The 19,685-nt window shown below is 65.6% G+C and carries 17 protein-coding genes; 5 read left to right on the forward strand and 12 right to left on the reverse strand.

Annotated features, from left to right (window positions below; translation table 11 throughout):
- Nucleotides 1-123: 123 nt before the first annotated feature.
- The 3 genes from AC239G_RS02055 to AC239G_RS02065 are packed head-to-tail and all read left to right on the forward strand — an operon-like array spanning nucleotide 124 to nucleotide 3,530.
- Nucleotides 124-1,392 (forward strand): allantoate amidohydrolase, encoded by a 1,269-nt coding sequence (locus AC239G_RS02055; RefSeq protein ID WP_139469443.1) that lies wholly within the window; start codon nucleotides 124-126, stop codon nucleotides 1,390-1,392.
- Nucleotides 1,389-2,783 (forward strand): formimidoylglutamate deiminase, encoded by a 1,395-nt coding sequence (locus tag AC239G_RS02060; RefSeq protein ID WP_139469442.1) that lies wholly within the window; start codon nucleotides 1,389-1,391, stop codon nucleotides 2,781-2,783. The genes AC239G_RS02055 and AC239G_RS02060 overlap by 4 nt, the downstream gene beginning before the upstream one ends.
- A gap of 3 nt (nucleotides 2,784-2,786) precedes the next feature.
- Nucleotides 2,787-3,530 (forward strand): IclR family transcriptional regulator, encoded by a 744-nt coding sequence (locus AC239G_RS02065; RefSeq protein WP_139469441.1) that lies wholly within the window; start codon nucleotides 2,787-2,789, stop codon nucleotides 3,528-3,530.
- A gap of 143 nt (nucleotides 3,531-3,673) precedes the next feature.
- On the opposite strand, the gene AC239G_RS02070 is transcribed toward AC239G_RS02065, so the two are convergent.
- The 7 genes from AC239G_RS02070 to AC239G_RS02100 form a co-directional block, all read right to left on the reverse strand.
- Nucleotides 3,674-5,188, reverse strand: coding sequence for a BCCT family transporter (locus AC239G_RS02070; protein ID WP_248284034.1), 1,515 nt, complete (start codon nucleotides 5,186-5,188; stop codon nucleotides 3,674-3,676).
- Between the two features lie 494 nt (nucleotides 5,189-5,682).
- Nucleotides 5,683-6,063, reverse strand: coding sequence for a VOC family protein (locus AC239G_RS02075; protein WP_139469440.1), 381 nt, complete (start codon nucleotides 6,061-6,063; stop codon nucleotides 5,683-5,685).
- A 259-nt stretch (nucleotides 6,064-6,322) separates the two neighbouring features.
- The gene (locus AC239G_RS02080) at nucleotides 6,323-7,504 is read right to left on the reverse strand and encodes a methyltransferase domain-containing protein (protein WP_180345655.1); all 1,182 of its coding nucleotides are present in this window, start codon (nucleotides 7,502-7,504) and stop codon (nucleotides 6,323-6,325) included.
- Between the two features lie 164 nt (nucleotides 7,505-7,668).
- Nucleotides 7,669-8,172: a hypothetical protein gene (locus AC239G_RS02085; protein ID WP_139469439.1), complete on the reverse strand. Its 504-nt coding sequence runs from the start codon at nucleotides 8,170-8,172 to the stop codon at nucleotides 7,669-7,671.
- A gap of 88 nt (nucleotides 8,173-8,260) precedes the next feature.
- A complete protein-coding gene (locus tag AC239G_RS02090; RefSeq protein WP_139469438.1) occupies nucleotides 8,261-9,076 on the reverse strand; it encodes a class I SAM-dependent methyltransferase in 816 nt (271 codons plus the stop codon).
- A gap of 170 nt (nucleotides 9,077-9,246) precedes the next feature.
- Nucleotides 9,247-9,603, reverse strand: a complete 357-nt coding sequence (locus AC239G_RS02095) for a DoxX family protein (RefSeq protein ID WP_139469437.1) — start codon at nucleotides 9,601-9,603, stop codon at nucleotides 9,247-9,249.
- Nucleotides 9,600-10,253 carry a TetR/AcrR family transcriptional regulator gene (locus AC239G_RS02100; protein WP_487489700.1) on the reverse strand — a complete coding sequence of 218 codons (654 nt, stop codon included), beginning with the start codon at nucleotides 10,251-10,253 and terminating at the stop codon, nucleotides 9,600-9,602. Before AC239G_RS02100 ends, AC239G_RS02095 begins: the two co-directional genes overlap by 4 nt.
- 85 nt (nucleotides 10,254-10,338) lie before the next feature.
- On the opposite strand from AC239G_RS02100, the gene AC239G_RS02105 reads away from it, so the two are divergent.
- Complete coding sequence (locus tag AC239G_RS02105) at nucleotides 10,339-11,607, forward strand: Nramp family divalent metal transporter (RefSeq protein ID WP_487489701.1); 1,269 nt, start codon at nucleotides 10,339-10,341, stop codon at nucleotides 11,605-11,607.
- 29 nt (nucleotides 11,608-11,636) lie between these two features.
- On the opposite strand, the gene AC239G_RS02110 is transcribed toward AC239G_RS02105, so the two are convergent.
- The 5 genes from AC239G_RS02110 to AC239G_RS02130 form a co-directional block, all read right to left on the reverse strand.
- On the reverse strand, nucleotides 11,637-13,232 hold the full coding sequence (locus AC239G_RS02110) for a lipase maturation factor family protein (protein ID WP_487489702.1): 1,596 nt from the start codon (nucleotides 13,230-13,232) through the stop codon (nucleotides 11,637-11,639).
- Between the two features lie 3 nt (nucleotides 13,233-13,235).
- Nucleotides 13,236-14,324 (reverse strand): hypothetical protein, encoded by a 1,089-nt coding sequence (locus tag AC239G_RS02115; protein WP_487489703.1) that lies wholly within the window; start codon nucleotides 14,322-14,324, stop codon nucleotides 13,236-13,238.
- A gap of 124 nt (nucleotides 14,325-14,448) precedes the next feature.
- Complete coding sequence (locus AC239G_RS02120; RefSeq protein ID WP_487489704.1) at nucleotides 14,449-15,570, reverse strand: hypothetical protein; 1,122 nt, start codon at nucleotides 15,568-15,570, stop codon at nucleotides 14,449-14,451.
- 208 nt (nucleotides 15,571-15,778) lie between these two features.
- Nucleotides 15,779-17,905, reverse strand: a complete 2,127-nt coding sequence (gene betT / locus AC239G_RS02125; protein ID WP_248284032.1) for a choline BCCT transporter BetT — start codon at nucleotides 17,903-17,905, stop codon at nucleotides 15,779-15,781.
- Nucleotides 17,906-18,217: 312 nt separating this feature from the next.
- Entirely contained in the window at nucleotides 18,218-18,763 is a 546-nt protein-coding gene (locus tag AC239G_RS02130; protein ID WP_139469430.1) for a hypothetical protein, read from the reverse strand.
- Between the two features lie 133 nt (nucleotides 18,764-18,896).
- On the opposite strand from AC239G_RS02130, the gene AC239G_RS02135 reads away from it, so the two are divergent.
- Nucleotides 18,897-19,568: a metal-dependent transcriptional regulator gene (locus tag AC239G_RS02135; RefSeq protein WP_139469429.1), complete on the forward strand. Its 672-nt coding sequence runs from the start codon at nucleotides 18,897-18,899 to the stop codon at nucleotides 19,566-19,568.
- Nucleotides 19,569-19,685: the final 117 nt, after the last annotated feature.

Genomic DNA, 19,685 nt, shown 5'->3' on the forward strand with positions numbered 1-19,685 from the left:
TCCGTCCCGCCCCGCGGCTCGTCCGCACCGGACCCGACCGCCGGGCCTCTGATGCCAGGGCCGGCCGACCACGGCACCGACACATCACCGGACCCGACCGATTTCGAACGGAGTGAACTGACAATGAGCGATGTCGTCTCGCTGCTGAGCCAGATCGAGGACACCGGCCGCGACACCCGCGGGCCGGGCTACCAGCGGCCCGGATTCTCGGCCACCGAACGGGAGCTGCGTGAGTGGTTCCTCGCCGAGGCGGACCGCCGCGGCCTCGACACGGAGATCGACGCCAACGGAATCACATGGGCATGGGCCACCCCGCAGGGTGCGAACGCCGTCGTCACCGGTTCCCACCTCGACTCCGTGCCCGGCGGAGGCGAGTTCGACGGCCCCCTCGGCGTCGCCTCGGCGCTGGCGGCCTTCGACGTGCTCAAGGCCTCCGGCGCACTCGACCAGTCCACCCGGCCCTTCGCTCTGGCAGTGTTCCCCGAAGAGGAGGGCTCACGCTTCGGCGTCGCCTGTCTCGGCTCACGGCTGCTCACCGGCGCCATCGACACCGACCGCGCACTCGGCCTCAAAGACGCCGCCGGTGACACCTTCGCCGACGTCGCCCGTGGCTATGGCCTCGACCCGGATCGGATCGGGCGTGACCAGTCTCGGCTGGCCGGAATCGGTTCCTTCATCGAACTCCATGTCGAACAGGGCGTCGGTCTGATCAACACCGATCAGGCCGTCGCCATCGGCTCCTCGATCATCGGCCACGGGCGCTGGCACTTCGCTTTCTCCGGCCAGGGCAACCACGCCGGCACGACTCCGATGAGCCATCGCGCCGACCCGGTGGTCGCGGCCTCCCGTGCGATCGGGGATATCCCGACCCTAGCGGCCGCCACTGACGCGAGCGCCGTGGCGACCGTGGGCCGTACCCTCATCCACCCGGGCGGGACGAACGTCATCGCTTCGACCATGAGCTTCTGGCTCGACATCCGCCATCCTGACGATGCCGTCGTCAAGCAGGTGCTCGAGGCGATCAGCCGTCGTGCGAAGGACCACGGCGCCGAGTCCGGTGTCGAGGTGACCATCTCGCAGGAGTCCTACTCGCCGACGACCCACTTCACCGCCGACCTCAACTCCCGCCTGACCTCGGTGCTGCCGGACGCTCCGCTGCTGCCCTCCGGCGCCGGACACGATGCCGGAATCCTCGCACCCCATGTGCCGTCGGCGATGCTCTACGTCCGCAACCCGACCGGCGTCTCGCACGCTCCCGAAGAGGCCTGCGAGGTCGACGACCAGAGGGCCGGAGTCGACGCGCTCGTCAAGGTGCTCGCCCGCGAACTCGGCATCGAACACGCCCTTGCCGACAGCAGTACCGGAGGCCCAACGGCAGGAGGTGCACGATGAGCACCCGTTACTGGTGCGAATCCGCATGGGTTGACGGAGCCGTCGCCCACGGGGTGCTGCTGAGCGCCGATGACACCGGAACGCTCACCGCGGTCGAGACCGGAGTCGACGCCGCTCCGTCCGACGCCGAGGCTGTGCACGGGTTTGTCCTGCCCGGCGGAGTCAACGCGCACTCGCATGCCTTCCACCGGATGCTGCGCGGTCGCACCCACGGCGACGGCGGCACCTTCTGGACCTGGCGCGAAGTCATGTACTCCGTCGCCGCGAAACTCGACCCCCAGTCGTACGAGACCGTGGCCCGCGCTGTCTTCGCAGAGATGCTCGCCGGCGGCTACACCTCGGTGGGGGAGTTCCACTACGTCCACCACGCTCAGGACGGAACGCCCTACGGCACCGAGCGTCCCGGTGGGGACGCGAACGACGATGCCGAACGGCGCGCCCACGCGATGGAACGAGCGCTGGCACGGGCGGCCGCCTCGGCGGGGATCCGCATCCGACTGCTCGACACCTGCTACCTCACCGGCGCCATCGACTCCGAGCTCTCGGCCGAACAGGCCCGGTTCGGCGACGGCACGGTCGACGGATACATGGACCGGCACACCGGCCTGATCGACACGTTTTCCGACGAATTCCCCGTCAAGGCTCCAGGTGAGAGCTTCGTTCACGTGGGTGCGGCGATCCATTCGATCCGCGCGGTCCCAGCCGCAAACCTGCCTCGCTTCACCGAACTGTCCGGCCCCGTGCACGTGCACCTGTCCGAACAGCCGGCCGAAAATGACGCCTCACAGGCGGCGTACGGGGCCAGCCCCACCGAGGTGCTCGCCCGCTCGGGCGTCGTCGACGACCGACTCTCGGCCGTCCACGCCACTCACCTGAGCGAGGAGGACATTGCGCTCCTCGGCGGATCCCGGTCGACGATCGTCATGTGCCCATGCACCGAGGCGGACCTCGCCGACGGCATCGGACCGGCCCGGGAACTCGCCGATGCCGGAGCGGTGATCTCCCTCGGCTCCGACCAGCACGTCGTCCTCGACGCCCTGCGCGAGACTCAGGGGCTCGAGGCGGGGGAGCGGCTGCGGTCGGGTCAGCGCGGACGGTTCTCCCCGGCCGAACTCATCACGGCACTCACCGAAGGTGGGGCACGCAGCCTCGACCTTCCGGTCGGCGCGCTCGAGGTCGGGAAGGCGTGCGACTTCGTGGCTCTGCGCACCGACAGCATGCGCACCATGGGATCCCTGGACGAACAGATCATCCTCACGGCCACCTCGGCGGACGTGCATCTGACCGTCAGCGGCGGCCAAGTCCGCGTGCGCGACGGAGTGCACACCGAACTCGGCGAAATCGCCGAGCTCTACTCTCGGGCCTTCGCGGTCTTGGAGATGGAGGGCTGAGTCGTGGCTGAGGTTCCGGCACTGCGGCGGGCGATCGCGATCCTGCGGCATATGGCCTCGTCGAATCGGTCGATCACGGCCGGTGCTCTGGTCAGGTCGCTGGAGATTCCGCGGTCGAGCGCATATGACATCCTTGCCGTGCTCGAGGAGCTCGGCCTCGTCGCGCGCACCGAATCCGGGTATGTGCTCGGAGCCGGTGTGCACGAGCTCGGGGCGTCCTACCTGCGGACGAATCCCCTGCAGCGGTTGGCGCAGCCGATCGTCCGTCAGCTCGCCGAGGATACCGCCACGACCGCGCAGCTGGCCGTCATCCGCGGCTGGGAGACGGAGTACGTGCTCAAGGAGCAGTCGCTCAAATCCGTCGCGGTCATCACCGCCACCGGGGTGCGCATGCCGAGCTACCTCACGGCGACCGGCCGGGCGATCCTCGCCCAGCTGCCGAAGTCCGAGGTGCTGGCGATGCTGCAGTCCGAAACCGAGTTCGTCACGCGCACGGGCAAGGGCCCGACCTCGGTGAAGGCGCTCAACGCCGTGCTCGCCCAGGAACGACGGACCGGCAGCGCGATCGAACACGGCGAAGTCACGCCGGGGATCTCGACGCTCGCGGCACCGGTGTTCGATGTGCTGGGCCGCCCGATCGCGGCAATCGGCCTCTCCTTCGTCACCGAGACCCTGCCCGAGGACACCGGTCCTGTGGTCGACCGGGTCAAGGCCGCCGCCGCCGAGGTGACCGCCAAGCTGCGGTGACGGTGCTCAGTTCTGGTCACGCCACCTCCTTGGGCTGCCGGAGCTGACAATCCTCGCCGACCGCTCGCGTTGCCGTCGCTGTACTGAGTTATGCGGTGAGCGGTGGACGGTAACGTGAGCGGTCGGTGTGATCGGATCGAGCGTCAGAGTCCGAGCACTCGTCGCTCGCGCGCGACCTCCTCGACGATCTGGTGATCGCTGCGCAGTTCCTTGATCAGGGCGATGCCGAGGACGACCACGATGACGGTGAACGGCACCGCCGAGAGCATCGCCGCCTGCTGCAGGGCCTGCAGTCCGCCGACGAGGAGCAGGACCACCGCGCAGCCTCCGGTGAGGAATCCCCAGGTCGCGATGACCGGACGCCGGGGTGCGAAGGAGCCCTGCGACGAGAGCGAGCTGAGGACGAAGGTGTTCGAGTCTGCGGAGGAAACGAAGAACAGGATGACCATGACGATCGTGAAGACCGAAGCGAGCATGGACAGCGGCAGCTGGTCGAGGAGGCTGAAGAAGGCGGTATCGAGGTTGTCCTGAGTGGCCTCACCGATCCCGGCGCCGTCGATGTCGAACTTGATCGCCGAACCGCCCATGACGGTGAACCAGACGAAGAACACGGCACTGGGCACGAGCAGGACGCCGGCGACGAACTCCCGGATGGTGCGGCCCTTCGAGATCTTGGCCAGGAAGATGCCGACGAAGGCGCTCCAGGACAGCCACCACGCCATCATGAAGTAGGTCCAGCCGAGCATCCATTCGCTGTCTTCGGCATTCGTGGGTGTCATGAAGCTGAGTTCGATGAAGTCTCCGGCGAAGGCTCCGACGGACCGGACGAACAGGTTGGAGACGAAGCCGCTGGGTCCGGTGATGAAGACGAACAGCCCCAGCAGAGTCGCCATGGTCAGCGTGATCTGCGAGATGTACTTGATGCCTCGGCTCACTCCGGTCAGTGCCGAACCGGTGAAGAGGAGGGTGAGCACGGTGATGACGATGATCTGCATGACGATGGTGGAATCGACGCCGAGGACGGTGTTGAGTCCCTCGCCGATCTGCGAGGCGCCGAGCCCCAGGGACGTCGTCGTCCCGAAGAGTGTGGCGATGATGGTGAGGATGTCGATGAAGTTGCCGACCCAGCCGTCGACGAAGCGGCCGAGGACGGGGCGCAGCATCGTGGATACGAGTGCCGGTCGGCCCTTTCTGTGGGTGGAGTAGCCGATCGCCAGTCCGAAGACGCCGAAGATCGCCCAGGCTTGGAAGCCCCAGTCGAGGTAGGAGAACTGCATTGCGCGGATCGCCGCGTCCATGGTCTCCGGCTCGGCCAGTCCGTGGGGCGGGGTCATGAAGTGCGACATCGGTTCGGCCACTCCGTAGCTGACCAGACCGATTCCCATCACAGCTGCGAGGATCATCGCGAGCCAGGTGATCGTGCGGTATTCGGGACGCGAGTCCTGCGAGCCGAGGCGGAGGCGACCGAATCGACTGGCGGCGAACGACACGAGCATCGCGATCGCGGCGAACGGAACGACGAGGTAGATCCAGCCGAATCCGGTGGACACTGTCGTCATGGCTCGCGTCATGATGTCAGAGAGCGCATCGGGTGCGATTGTCGCCCACACCATGAAGGCGATGACGACGGCGACCGAGCATACAAAGACTTTCCCCACTCGGTTGGAGTGTGGGGCTGCATCGGGTGCCGTGGGGGAGTCGGCCGTATCAAGTGCGGATCCGGCCCCGCCGGCAGGGGGAGGGTCGTCTGACCCGCTCGAGGAAGCGGACGCGGTTGAGCGGTCGGAACCGCCTGCAGTGCCGCTTGCGGGTTCAGGGGTGGGTGAGTTCAGCATCGTCATCGTGGTCTCCGGACTTACAGCCGCCTCGGTGGCGGGCATGAGCAATCGTCGGTTCAGCGGGTGGGATCGGGCAGATTACACAACAGGCCCCGCGAACTGGGTCGTTCGTGGGGCCGTGCGACTGACGAGTCTATGCGCTCGCCGCCGAATCGCCACATGTATGAGCGCGGAAACAGCAGAGTGTGAGTCTTCTCGCGGTGGAGTACTGACGCTGCCGGGCCCCGCCGACCGCTCGAGTTGTCGTCGCTGTGCCGAGTTATGCGGCCAGCGGTGGACGCTGGCTCGATCGGTCGGCGAGGGGCAGCAGCTGCTCAGAGGTATGGACGAGTGATGAGCTCGAGATACATTCCCGACGGGTCGAGGAAGTAGACACCGCGACCCCCGTGCTCGGTGTTCGTCTCCTGCGGGCGAGTGCGCTGTGGGTCTGCCCAAAAGTCGAGGCCGCGCCGATTCAGCAGGGCAACGGTTCGGTCGAAATGGTCGTCCGAGCAGAGGAAGGCCATGTGCACCGGCAGGATGTCGTATCCCGGCGGGGGAGAAGCGAACTGGAGCATGACTCCGTCGGAGAGCATGATGTTGGCGAACGGTCCCCATGTTTGGGTGTGCTCGGCCTCGAGGATATCGACATAGAACTGCGCCGAGGCGGCTGGATCGGCAGCGGCGACGATGGTGTGGTTGAAAGTTGCTGACATGATGAAGTTCCTTTTCAGAAGGTTTCTGATTCGCTGATCGCCCGAGACGTTTTCGGGCATGGTGAACTGAGAATTGAGAAATGGGCTTCATCATGAGGTGGGCCGCGAGCAGAACGCTCGTGACCTCTGCGGCTCAACTATCGACCGGGTTACCGATCCGTGAGCGGCTGTTCGCCTGTCCGGTCATCGTCACCGAGCCTACAACCTGCGGGCTCGAAGCGATACCGTTTCTGCAGAATCCAGCGAGGAGCAGGCGCGCTCACCGCCTCTGGAGCAGGACCGCGACCTCGAGATGCTTCGTGTGCGGGAACATGTCGAAGATCCGTGCCTGAGCCACCTCATATGCGGGCATCCGCGCGAGATCCTTCGCCAGAGAGACGGCATTGCAGCTCGAATAGACGATGTGCTCGACGCCGGAATTCTCCAGGGCTGCCGACAGACGTGCACCGATCCCTCGCCGAGGCGGGTTGACGATCACGCAGTCCGGTCGTTCGACGCCGGTTGATGCCGCCAGGTTCGCCTCGGCGAATCCCGTGGCATCGCCGGCGAGGAAGCGGGCATCGATACCGAGTTCGGCGGCGCTGACTTTTGCCGACTCGATCGCCTGCTCGCTGACCTCCACGCCGGTGACCAGGCGCGATGGTGACGCGCAGTAGAGCGCGAACCCTCCGACGCCGCAGTAGAGGTCCCACAGGTTCGAAGCCTCGACAGCGTGCACCCACTCGGCCACTTGGTTGTAGAGCCCGATGGCGACAGCGGTATTCGTCTGGAAGAAACTCTGTGGCCGCAAGTGCAGATCCACCCGATCGAGGTTCATCCGCAGCGACTCTCCGCGGAACATCTCCTCGCGGCTGCCCTCGAGGACCGCTTTGTGCTCGGGCAGCAGATTCACCGACACCACTGACGCATCGGGGACGAGTTCAGAGAGCGGCCCCTTCCTCGACCGCAGCACATCGAGCCCGTGCTGAGTGCGGACGACGAACCGGATCATCAGCTCACCCGACGGCGCCGCCGTGACATGGACGAACTTCAGCTCCCCACGGCGAGCAGAGACATCGTAGGGCTCGAGCCCGGTGCCATCGAGGAAGTCCGCAAGCACCGGAATCACCGTACGGATCGCCGGGGCCTGAATTCCACAATCACGCAGATCGACCCCGTGGAACTCCTGATCGAGGATGCCCAAGGTGATGTGCCTGGCCGACCCGCCAACGGCGAGCTTCGCGCGGTTCCTGAAATCCCGCACACCGCTGGCGAAGGTCGGCAGCCAAATCCGGGGCGCTGCCTCGGCGAGGGTCTCCCGGCACCAGGACTCCTTGTCCGTGATCTGCTGCCCATAAGGCGTCTCGATGAGCGCGCAGGAACGACATTCCCCGCGCTCGAAATACCCGCAGTTCAGGCGCCCATGATCCGCCGAGGCGGGGGTCAGCGGCAAGGTCGTCATCCCCTCATTCTATTCCGCGATCGGCTCCGGAATATCGTTGACCCGGATCGTCTGGCACCGTAGAAGAAGTCGGACAGATCGCCGAAAAACGGGATGGGCGTCGAGAAACGCACGCGCACACCCGTGCCTCGACGCTCGGCCCGTTTTGCGGCGGAGCCGGGAGATCAGGCGGCGATGAAGGCGAGGGCGACGAATGTGCCGAATGAGACGAACGGGGCGATCGCTGCAATCGCGATGGCGATGATGCCGGGTGTTCGGCCCCGCCCGGTGACCGCGGCCGTGATGCCGAGGATGATGCCTGTGAGACCTAAGCAGGTGCACAGGCCCTGGACTCCGACGAGAACGGTCGCCAGGGTCTGATACCAATCCGGTGTGTCCGTGAAGTAGTAGCCGGACGCGGCCTCGGACGGCCCGACGGTCACGCCCAGGATCACCGAGGCGGCCAGGCTCAGGGCCATGGCGACGATCGAGAGCGCCACGGCCACCTTGCCCAGCGCCGGCGACTTCACTGAGGCGGCGCCATCCATTCGAGTGTTGACGCCGTTGTGCGCATCAGCCAGATCGTCGGGCCGCGGCGAGGCATAGACGGGATGGACGGGGACTCGGGGCTGCTGTGCCGCGAGCTCATCGTCGGTGGGCTGGGGGTACGAGAAGTCCGTCGAAGTCATGCTTCGACGCTATCGTCGCAGAAAGGCGGCGCCCCACCCTGCTATCCCAAGAGTGGGGTCGGGAAAACCACCCTGCAGGCAGCGCGAGTCAGGGCTTGTGGGCGACGATGAGGAATCTCTTCTGGCTGACGGTGATCGGCTCACTCGATTCGGCCAGGCGTCTGAGGACATCGAGGTTGGACCTGACGGCGAACCCGGGAACGTCCCACGGAACATAGGCGAGGTACTCGATGACCGCCTCGACGTCGGTGAAGCGCATCGTGCCCTGCCATTTGCGAGCCGCCTCGATCGACAGACCCTGACCCTCGGCGTCGCTGACGCACGGCTCGAGCTGCTGGTGCAGATCGCCCACCCCGCCGCCGAAGAGGTCGCGGAACTCCTGCGCCTCCGTGCCGTCGACCTGCTGGGTGAGGAACAGCCCGCCCGGGGAGAGGACACGGGCCACTTCGGCGAGGTCATAGCTTTCGTGTCGATTCATCACGAGGTCGAACTCACCGTCGCCCCACGGCATCTCCGGGTGATGATCACTGTCGTACCGGGTGACCTCGACGCCATAGTCCTGCAGCGTCGAGGCGGCCAGGGGAACATTGGGCTCCCACCCTTCGGCCGCGGAGATCGTCGGCGGCGGTTCGCCGGGAGGCCTGGACTCGTCGAGCCGATCGATGAGTTCGCTGAGGCGCTCGCCGCCTCCCGTGCCCATGTCGAGGCATCTGCTCGACTCGGCCATCGCATCGAGGCAGATCTGATCGAAGTCCCACGGCGGATCATCGGCGACGAGGCGGCCGGCCAGTGGGGAGAAATCCCACCCGGTCATCGCCGCCGTCTCATGGATCCAGGCCCATCGCTCGTGGCGTTCATGGGGAGTCTCGTCGCGCGTGCGACTGCTGTCGGCATATTCGGGCATGTCCACACTCCTCTGCCGGGTGGCTCGGCACCATCACCGAGCAGGTCAGCAATTCTGCCGGACGGCTCAGCGCCGAAGGAGGCGCCGGTGCCGTACTTCGACTCTAGGCCAAAACGGGATCGAGGTGCGGGATGTGGGAGAAGAATTCTCCGGACTGAGACATGGGATATTCAGAGGAAGCAGAACACGAGCACCGCGATGCAGACGACGAGCATTCCCAGACAATTGAGCCAGAAATCCCGACCGACATACCTCGCTCGCAGGTGAGCGGCAGCGGCGCAGAGGAAGTAGACGACGAGGCCCGCCGCGGCTGCTGCGCCGAGCCCGGGAATCCAGATCCCCGTCACCAGTCCGGCCGCGGCGAGGAACTTCACGACGGCGAGTACCCACCACCACTCCCGCGGGAAGCCGACCCCGTCGAGGCAGGCGGCGATCGTCCGCGGGGGACGGAAGGTGAGCAGGCCGTCGCCGAAGACGATGACCGCGAGGACGATGACCGGCCAGACCGGTTCGGGCAGGAGCGTCACAGCGAGCTCCTGACTCTCGTATGGAAGACGATGCTCGCGAGCATCGCCTCGACGGCGTCGTCGAGATCCATCGTCGTCGCCGCCCACCGGAAGAGGATGCCCAGGTAGGAATCGTAGAGAGCCGCGGCGCTGGCCCGTGCGTGGTCCTCATTGATCCCGATCGAGACCAGTGACTCGCTCAGGCGGCTCTGCAGGTCCACGGCGAGAGCGTTGAACACCTCCGGCTCGCCCTTGACTCGCATCATCGCCGCCGCATAGTCGCGGGACAGATCCTCGTGTTCGGCGAAGAATTCGAGGAAGGGCAGGAAGAGTTCGAGCAGATGACGCTGCACCGCCGAGGATGGTCGGGGCGGGCCCGTTGTTGCGCCGGCGTTCGTTTCCCGACGCGACAGGCTCGTGCGTCGCGCCGGTGGCGTGTACCTCCCGTTCTGCAGCTGCCCGATCCATCGATCGAAGCACCGGACGAGGATGACGTCCTTATCACCGACCGACATCACTCTGCCCACCGACACCTCGGCAGTTTTCGCGACTGCCCGAATGGTCGTGGCCTTGAAGCCATGTTCGAGGAACAGCTCGGCGGCGGCACCGATGATCCGATCCTCGGTCTGCCGGCGCTTGCCCGACCTCGATTGAACGTGTTCACTGACCATGCTCGAACCCTAAGCCCTTCCGTGTTCACTTTCCAGACCCGGTGTGGTGTTGCCCGCAACGAGAAAGTTAATGTACCTTAACTTTATGAACGTCGATTCCTCATCGGTGCGCACCCGCGAGCGCGGGCGGAAGAAGCACGGCCGGAAGAAGATCTCCACGGCAGTGCTCCTCGGCCCGGCCTTCGTCGCGGCCATCGCGTATGTCGATCCGGGCAACGTCGCGGCCAACCTCACCGCCGGTGCGGAGTACGGGTACCTCCTCGTCTGGGTGCTCGTGGCCGCGAACCTCATCGCCGTTCTCGTCCAGTACCTGTCCTCGAAGCTCGGACTCGTCTCCGGGCAGTCGCTGCCGAGTCTGCTCGGTGATCGCCTCCGCAAGCGAAGCCGACTCGCGTACTGGGGGCAGGCCGAGGTCGTCGCCATCGCCACCGACCTCGCCGAAGTCATCGGCGGCGCGATCGCACTGAAGATCCTCTTCGACCTGCCGCTCCTCCTCGGGGGTGTCATCGTCGGCGTGGTGTCGCTGTTCCTGCTCTCGATCCAATCCACCCGCGGTCAGCGTCCCTTCGAGTTCGTCATCATCGGCTTTCTGGTCATCATCGCCATCGGCTTTCTAGCAGGCCTGTTCGTCGGGGATGTGAATTGGGGGCAAGCCGCAGGTGGAATCGTGCCACGGCTCGAAGGCACGAACTCCGTGGTGCTGGCCGCGAGCATGCTCGGCGCCACCGTCATGCCCCACGCGATCTACCTCCATTCGGCACTGTCGGTCGATCGTCATCGTGACAATGCGACCGCCTCGACCGGGCAGCTGTTGCGCGCCAGCCGCTGGGACGTCGTGCTCTCCCTCGTCGTCGCCGGGTCCGTGAACATCGCGATGCTGCTGCTGGCCGCCGCAGCGCTGCGCGGCCAGACCGGCACCGACACCATCGAAGGTGCCCACGCGGTCGTCACGGCCAACCTCGGCGAAGTCGTCGGCCTCTTCTTCGGCATCGGTCTCCTCGCCTCGGGGCTGGCCTCGAGCGCCGTCGGATCCTATGCGGGTGCGTCGATCATGCAGGGCCTGCTGCGGGTGAACATCCCGATCGTGTGGCAGCGCGCGTTCACGATGATCCCCGCGCTCATCGTTCTCGCCATCGGCGTCGACCCGACCTGGGCGCTCGTGCTCAGCCAGGTCGTGCTCAGCCTCGGCATCCCGTTTGCGATGATCCCCCTGGTCAGGCTCACGAGCAGCCGCCGCGTGATGGGCGAATTCGCGAACGCACGCTGGATCACGCTCATCGCCGTGGCCGCCTCGGCGCTCATCATCGTCCTCAACGTCGTCCTCATCGTTCTGTTGGCTCTCGGGGTGGAGTGACCCTCGCCGAGGCGGCCGTGCACTGCCGCTCAGCCCTGACGCAGGTCAATCGGACGGATGAGGATCCGCGGGTCCGAGCGCACCCACCACGGCTTCGGTTCTCCTGCAGCTTTCGCGGCGCGGCGCTCGGCGCGGGTGGCATAGCGAAAGGTGAAGACGCGGACGCGGACGAGGTCCGGCGTTCGTCCGTCGAAGGGGTCGGGACCCATGAGGCGGCGGATCTGCGGGTCTCCGGAGCCGATCTTGCGCACGAGCTCGGTGAACCAGGTCTGCCGGTAGTCGCCGAGACCGGCGAACCACATGAGCCAGTCGAGCCGCAGGTGATAAGGCGCGATGATAGGACCGCGCCGGTGCACGTCACCGGGTTTGCCCTTGAACGCATACTCCCGCCAACCGGCGTCCGGGTCCCCAGCGTCGGAGTCGGTGCTGTCGTCGCCGGAGCCAGAGCCGGCACCGGAGTCGTCGATCCACCCCTCGATGATGATCTCGTTGCGGGTCTCGGTCATCGACCCGAATGCACCATAGGCGTTGCCGAGCCCGAGTCGATTGAAGCTCGCGTTCATCAGCTGATTAGCTGAGAACAGGTTCCGCACAGCCGGCACATTCAGCCACACCTGCCACGCGACGAACACGAGGACGACGATCAGCCACCAGAGCGGCAGGGCCTCGACCGGTGCAGCGGCAGCGGCGGGGTCGATCACCTCGGTGCCGGTGTGATCGGTGAAGAATGCTGTCACGGAGTCCCAACCCCATCTGGGGAAGGGGCCGCCGACGATCCACCGGAAGAACGTGTCGCTGATTCCGGAGCAGGCGAGCAGGATCGTCGCCCAGTTCAGCCACGCATAGTTGCCGCTGACCACGAGCGCGAGCTGGGTGATGATGATGGCAACGGCGGCGAACGACGCGATCGGCTGAGGCAGGAACAGCAGCCATGGAGCGGCGAGCTGGACGATGTGGCTGCCCAGGGTCTCACCCTTGTGCCACCAGCCGGGCATGAGGTGGGCGCGGCGGCTCAGCGAGTTCGGCATCGGCTGCGTCTGATGGTGATAGTCCATGGCGGTGAGGTCACGCCAGGAAGAGTCCCCGCGCATCTTGATCATTCCGGCACCGAATTCGATGCGGATGACGAACCAGCGCAGCAGCAGGATCATCGCCCACGTCGGGGCCACCTCGTGAGAGCCGAGGAACCCGATGAGGAACCCTGCCTCGAGCAGCAGCGATTCCCAGCCGAAGCCGTAGAAGCGCTGCCCGATCGACACGATCGAGAAGTACAGCGCCCACACGCCTAAGAACACCGGGATCGGCATCCATGCCGGTCCGGCCTGAGGCAGACCGATGATCGCCGAGGCGGCCAGGACCATTCCGATCACGCAGACGAGGCGCAGCCGTCGGTCCGAATACGAGAACCGCTTCCACCGGAAGAGACTCGGTGCCTGCCGGGCCGAGGTCAGAGCGATGAACCGTGGGGCGGGCGTGAGTCCGCGCTCCCCGAGGAGGGCCGGGAACTGATTGAACGCCGAGGCGAAGGCGATGAGGAAGAGCACGCCGAAGCCGCGTTGGATGATTTCCCGGGAGATCGTGTAGTCGCCGGCGGTGAGCAGAGCGACCACCTGGCCGAGTTCCATGGCTTAAGTCTCCTCCTCCTGCGGCAGACGTCCCGTCGTGGCCAGAGCGGTCAGTGCTTCGGCGAACGTGTCTGCCTCGCTCGGGTCCCCGCCGACGAGTTCCATGTCCGGACGGTCCCGGAAGTGCACCGAGGTGGTGTGTCCGGCTGGGCGGAACTTGGTGCTGGCTCCGCGCAGCTGTCCGGGATGTGCCTGGTCGAGGATGCGGACCGGGCCCGGTCGGGCGGACTCGGTTCCGGTGCCGGTGGGTGCGGCCAGGAGGAGTCGCTGGTTCGTGGCGGCGAGAATCTGCCCGGTCGGGTTATCCCTATCGGCGAAGTGGAGCATGAGGTTCTCACTTGGGGCGAGAGTCATCAGCAGAGACTGCAGTCGAGCCTCGTGGGCCGCATCGATCCTGTTGGTGACGCGTGCTCGGGCGACGGCGAACAGGCGGGCCGGGATCAGTGCGACCGTTGTGATGATGAGGCAGACGGCGGCCACTGCCAGCCCTGCCGGCGGTGACACCGTGAGGATGTTCGATGCCACGACGCCGATGGTGATGGCCAGGATGGCGATGAGCACAGAGACGATGAGGAAGATCGCCCAGAGCGTGCGGTGGAAGGCGTCGGCGATCGCTCCGAGGGCGAGGCTGAAGTTGACCGTGGCCCACAGTCCGAAGAGCAGGGCGAAGGCCGGCAGAGGCGATGCGGTGATGTCGCCCCAGACGGTTCCGGGAATGCCGGAGTCCTTAGCGAAGGCGTGCCAGACGAATGCGGCGATGACTCCGCAGACGGCCCATACCGGTCCGACGGCGAACACTCGAGGCCATGGATTCCGGACGAAAGCGGTGGGCGGCTGTCTGCGTTCCACTCCATGCGGATCCGCGGCCTGCTGCGCACGGGCGGCATCGCTGCCAGCGGGCGGTTTGTCCTCATAGAAGGCGAAGGCGGCGATGGCCGAGAAGAAGAACAGGACCAGGATCCCGATGCTCGGCGCCTGGTCCGGGTTGATGCCTCTGAGCACATGCTTGCGGAGCGGATTGATACCGGCATTGGCAAGGAAGAACGGAATCGAGGCGAAGACGGCGAATCCGATCCCGAACACGAGAGTCATGCCCCTAGAGCGTCTGTCCCTATTCATACCTCCATCCTCGCAGGAACTCTGCGAGCCATGGGTGCTGAGATGTTCCGGATCCGTTGCGTCGGAACTACAAGTCTGGTCGAAGGAGTATGCCGGATCAGCGGGGAAGACGGCCCGTCCGAGCGAGGACGGTGATCGCCTCGGCGAAGCGACCAGATGCTTCCTCGGTGCCGCCTGTCACGCTCATCGGCTGCCGGCCGTTGAAGAGCACCGTCGTGATCACGTGGTTGCTGCGACGTTCCGATGCGCCGCCGCTCAGCTGACCGGGCTCGGCCTGTTCGAGGACGAATGTGCGCCCCGGCGCGATGATTGAGGCGCGAAAGATCCGTCGGTCAGTCAGCACCAGCATCTGCGGGTCGGCGGTGCTGCCGTTCGCATGGGCATTCGGCACCTCACCGAGGTAGGTGGTGAGGATCCGCTCTCCCGGTCGGAGGGCGTCTTCGGGCGGTTGGGCGGACCGGCCGGGACTTCGCCGAGTGCCGGCAGTCGGCCGTTCAGCGGAGTCGAAACGGTCGACTCGCCTGATCGCCCACCATCTGAGCGGGATGAGCAGAGCCGTCGAGACGATGAGACAGACCGCGCCGAGCAGAAAAGCGATGACTGTCGGAAGTGTGGCGAGTCCGAAGAAACCGAAGAGACCGGCCGTCAGACACCCCAGGCCGAGCCCGCAGGTGAGAATCGTGAGAGAGACCGGCCGACGATCTCGGCTGAACGCTTCGGCCAGTGACGACCAGGCGAAGGCCATGTTCGCCGTCGCCCAGCAGAGGAACACGATGGACAGGGCGGACAGCGGGTTGCCGGTGAGGTCTCCCCAGACAGATCCCGGAACACCTGGATCCGCGGAATACGCATGCCCGATGAACAGTGCCACCAAAGAGCAGACCGCCCAGATCGGACCGACGAGGAGGACTCGCGGAAGCGGAGCGTGGACGAACCGGGTGAACGACTTCGGTTGCCGTGGAGTGTGCGGGTCCGCCTCGGCGCGGTCGGGATGATCGTCTCCGCTGGCGATGGCCATCGCCGCGATTGCGACCGCATTCAAGGCAAGGAGAAGTCCGAGAATTATGGACGGCGCCAAATAAGGGTCGCCGCCGAAGTCGTCGGGGCTGTGCTTCGATGCGACTCCTGCATTCGTCGACGTGAAGGCGATGAGTGCGATGCCGGCAATGAGCAGACCGAAGACGACGATCTTGCCGATGGTCGGATTCTTCAACTCCATGATTCGATTGTGTCACCGCCGAGGTCGGCACCGGTGGTGTGCCGGTGGTGGTCCTGACACAACTGGCCATTATCGGCCAGATCCTGCGTCGCGACGCAGAGAAGGAGCGGTGACCGTATCGGTCACCGCTCCTTCGATCGCTGTGCTCACCCCGTCACCGAGGCGGCTGTGCACGGGTGGGCACGGCCGCCTCGGCGAGGGGTTTCGCTCAGTGCTTCGGCTCCTCGATGTCTTCGACGTCGTCAGCTTCCTTGGGCACCGCGGGAATCGAATCCGTGGACGGCGGTGTCGGCGGAGTGACGACCGACTGGAACGAATGCTCGTGCGAGTAGGCGAGGAACGACAGGTGGTTCTCGTACCGGTCGAGCACGTCGTCGATGATCTGCTGAGCGCTCAGACCCATGAGGTCGTAGCCTTCCGAACCGGTCTGGGTGAAGACCTCGATGCGGAAGTACTTGTCGTCACCTCGTGGGGCGTTGCGGGCGCCGAACGAGGGCACATTCGCTTCGACGGCCGCAGCCTCGTAGTGGAAGTCGCGTTGGTCGCCCATGTCGACATTGAGCGTGTTCGACATGATCTCGTTGTCCTCGTCGAGCGTCTGGAGGTGTTCGACGGTGTAACCGAGTTCGCGGAACTCGTTGGCCACGGCCTCCAGGGACGGTCCGACCACCTCGGTGACGAAACGGTCGACGGACTTCTTCGACGGGTAGGACCGCAGGGTCGCCAGTCGCTGACGCCAGGTCTTCTCCGGGGTGCGTCCACCGTGTGCCGCGGTGGTGCGGCGACGACGGATCCGGCCCTCGCGTTCGGCGCGCTCCATGCGCAGCACCTTCGAGAACGAGGCCATGACGAGGTAGGCGATGATCGTCACCGGCAGGGCGAAGATCAGCGTCGCGTACTCCATCGTGGTCACGCCGCCGGCGACGAGCATGGCGATCGTGAGCACCGCCGTCACCAGAGCCCAGAAGATGCGCAGCCACTTGGCGCCGTCCTCTTCCGGATTCGGAATCGAGGAGGAGAAGTTCGACATCACCATGGCGCCGGAGTTCGCGCTCGTGAGGTAGAAGAGCAGTCCGGACAGAGTGGCCAGGCCGATGAGGAACGTCGCTCCCGGGAACATCTCGAGCAGGTCGTACCAGCCCTGTTCCGGGGAGGCGATGGCCGTCTTCGCGAACTCGTCGTTGCCGTTGAAGACCTCGGACAGCGCCGAGTTGCCGAAGATCGAGACGATGATGAAGTCGCAGATCACGGGGGCAGTGATCGCAGCGATGACGAACTCACGCAGCGTGCGGCCGCGGGAGATGCGGGCGAGGAACAGCCCGACGAAGGGACCCCAGGCGAGCCAGAAGGCCCAGAAGAACAGGGTCCAGCCGCCCATCCATTCGGATCCGCCGTCGACATAGGCGAACGTCGACAGCGTCCGTTCGGGCAGGGTGAAGATGAAGCGGCCGATGTTCTCGACCATGGCGTTGAGCAGGAAGGCGGTCTTGCCGGTGACGAGGATGTAGAGCATCATCGCCGCACACGACCAGAGGTTGAGCTCGGAGACGAGGCGGATGCCCTTGTCCACGCCAGAGGTGCAGGCGGCGACGGTCATGACGACGGCCACGATGACGAGCGCGATCTGCAGGGCCAGCCCGGTTTCGAGGCCGAAGAGAGTGGCGAACCCGACGTTGAGCAGGACGACGCCGATGCCCATCGAGGTGGCCACGCCGAAGACGGTGCCGACGAGGGCGAAGATGTCGATGACATCACCGGTGGTTCCGCGCACGCGCTTGCCCAGCAGCGGGTAGAGGACCGCACGGATCGACAGGGGCATGCCCCAGCGGTAGGCGAAGTAGCCCATCGCCATGCCGAGCAGCGAATACATCGACCAGCCGGCGATGCCGTAGTGGAACATCGTCCACACGACGGCGTCCTGAGCGGCTGCCGCCGATTCGGGGGAGGCATTGACCGGGTGGAGGTACTGGGTGATCGGTCCGGTCACCGAGTAGAAGAGCATGTCGATGCCGACGCCTGCGGCGAAGAGCATCGCGACCCAAGTGAAGAGGTTGTACTGCGGGCGGGAGTGGTCCGGGCCGAGCCTGACGCCGCCTTCCTTGGACAGTGCCACCCAGAGGACGAAGCCGATGACGACGGTGACGGTGACGACATAGAACCAACCGAGGTTCTCTGCGATCCAGTCCACAGCCGTCTTCATGGTCGACTGAGCCGAGTCGGGCATCATCATCGCCCACACGGAGAACGCGAGGATGATGAGAGAGGCGACGATGAAGACTCGCCAGTTGACCCGGGAGCCGCGTTCGTCGGAGAGCTCCTCCGGGCCCTTGCTCATCTCCGTGCTATCGATCGGAGCGCGCTTCTCGGGGTCGACGTCCCTGCTGATTCTCGTAGCTCGGTCGGTACCGCCGAATCGCTCACGCTCGACGACTGGGCGCTTCAACTTCTCTTCGTTCGGATCCTGCACGCATCGACCTCCGGTAGACAAAAGTGGACTGGGCCCGAAAATGGGCCCGATCTATTCTACGGTTGGAGGATTTTCACAAAGACAGCACCCCCTCTTTTCAGGAAGTTGACTAAGCTGCCGGGCCGTCCAGTCGGGCCGGGCACGGGAGCCGGTTCGAACGGGCCCGAAGGGTGGAAGGGATCATGCCCGGGAGCGAGCGGCCACCTCGGTGAGAGTGTCGACGAATCGCTGCGCCTCGGTGGGGATGGTCTCCTCCAGCCGCATCGACGATCCGACGTGCAGCTCCACGGTCACGGTCGCGCGTCCGCGGAAATCCTCTGCTCGAACGGCGCCGACCTGCCGAGCGGCCGCCTCCGAGAGCTGGGCGATGGAGCCCTGAGCATCGGTGCGCACCCGCATGATCCGTTGGTCGGTGAGGATGAGCAGATCGGTGTCGAACGGCGGCAGGCTCCGCAGCCGCACGTATTCGATCTCGCCGGGGCGGAACAGGCCGGTTGCGTTGATTCCCTCTGATCGTGCTCGCGGGTTGTCCGGGGTCGTCGGCCCCCGCCGTGCTGTTGGTCGGGATGCCGGCTTGCGAGCCTTCGCCCAGCGGCAGAGCGCACGGAACGGGGACCAGCCGTCTGTGAGGGAGGGGCCGTCGGGGATGGCGGGCCGAACCGACCCGGTTCGGTCGGCGTTGTCGGTTGGGTGAACCGAGTCGGAGGGGATGGGCTGGGAGGTCATGATTGAGATTCTGTCAGGGCCGCCTCGGCGATGGGGTGGATCGGTCGTAATCGTTTGGGAACATCTGTGCCCGATCGCCCACTTCGGGTGAAGTGTCGACGCGCGGTGACGCGTCCATGGGATACTGGGGGGCATGCGTGCAGGTGAAGTCTCCGAGGTCAGTCAGGACTACCTCAAGGCCATCTGGTCGGCTCAGGAATGGGGCGGCGACCCGATGACGGCCACCGAACTTGCGAACCGATTCGGCACGACGAAGGCCAATGTCACCGAGGTGCTCAAGCGTCTCGACGAACTCGGTCTCATCACTCGCGTCCCATATAAGCCACCAGTGCTCACCGAGCAGGGCAAGGCGATCGCCCTGTCGATGGTGCGCAGGCACCGGCTCATCGAGACGTTCCTCGTGAAGTCGCTCGGCTACGGCTGGGACGAGGTTCATGACGAGGCCGAGATCCTCGAGCATGCAGCCTCCGATCGGCTCATCGACCGCATCGACGCGTTCCTCGGCCACCCGACGTCCGACCCGCACGGCGATCCCATTCCGGGCGCCGACGGTGCCGTCGATTCCCATATTCCGACCCTTCTCGCCGAGGCGGCCGCCGGATCCTATGCGGTGCTGAGGGTCTCCGATGCTGATCCTGTTGTTCTCGGGAAGCTCGCCGAGGCGGGGGTGCTGCCCGATGTCGCGCTCGACGTCGTCGATCGCACCGATGAAGCCGTGACCGTGGACATCGGAGGGAAGCAGGAGACGCTCGACTCCGTGCTCGCCGCGGCCGTGTATCTGGACGTGGCTTCCTCGGCGAGTTGACCGAGTCGGAACTCGGCCAGGGCTGCAAAATCGGGCCCCACGGAAGAGATCAATGGGTCCGTCTGTACATCGCGAGCAAAGCATTCTCCAGTCGATGAAGTAATGCGGCAAAGCAGG

The sequence above is a fragment of the Brevibacterium sp. Lmc1 genome (assembly GCF_057654315.1).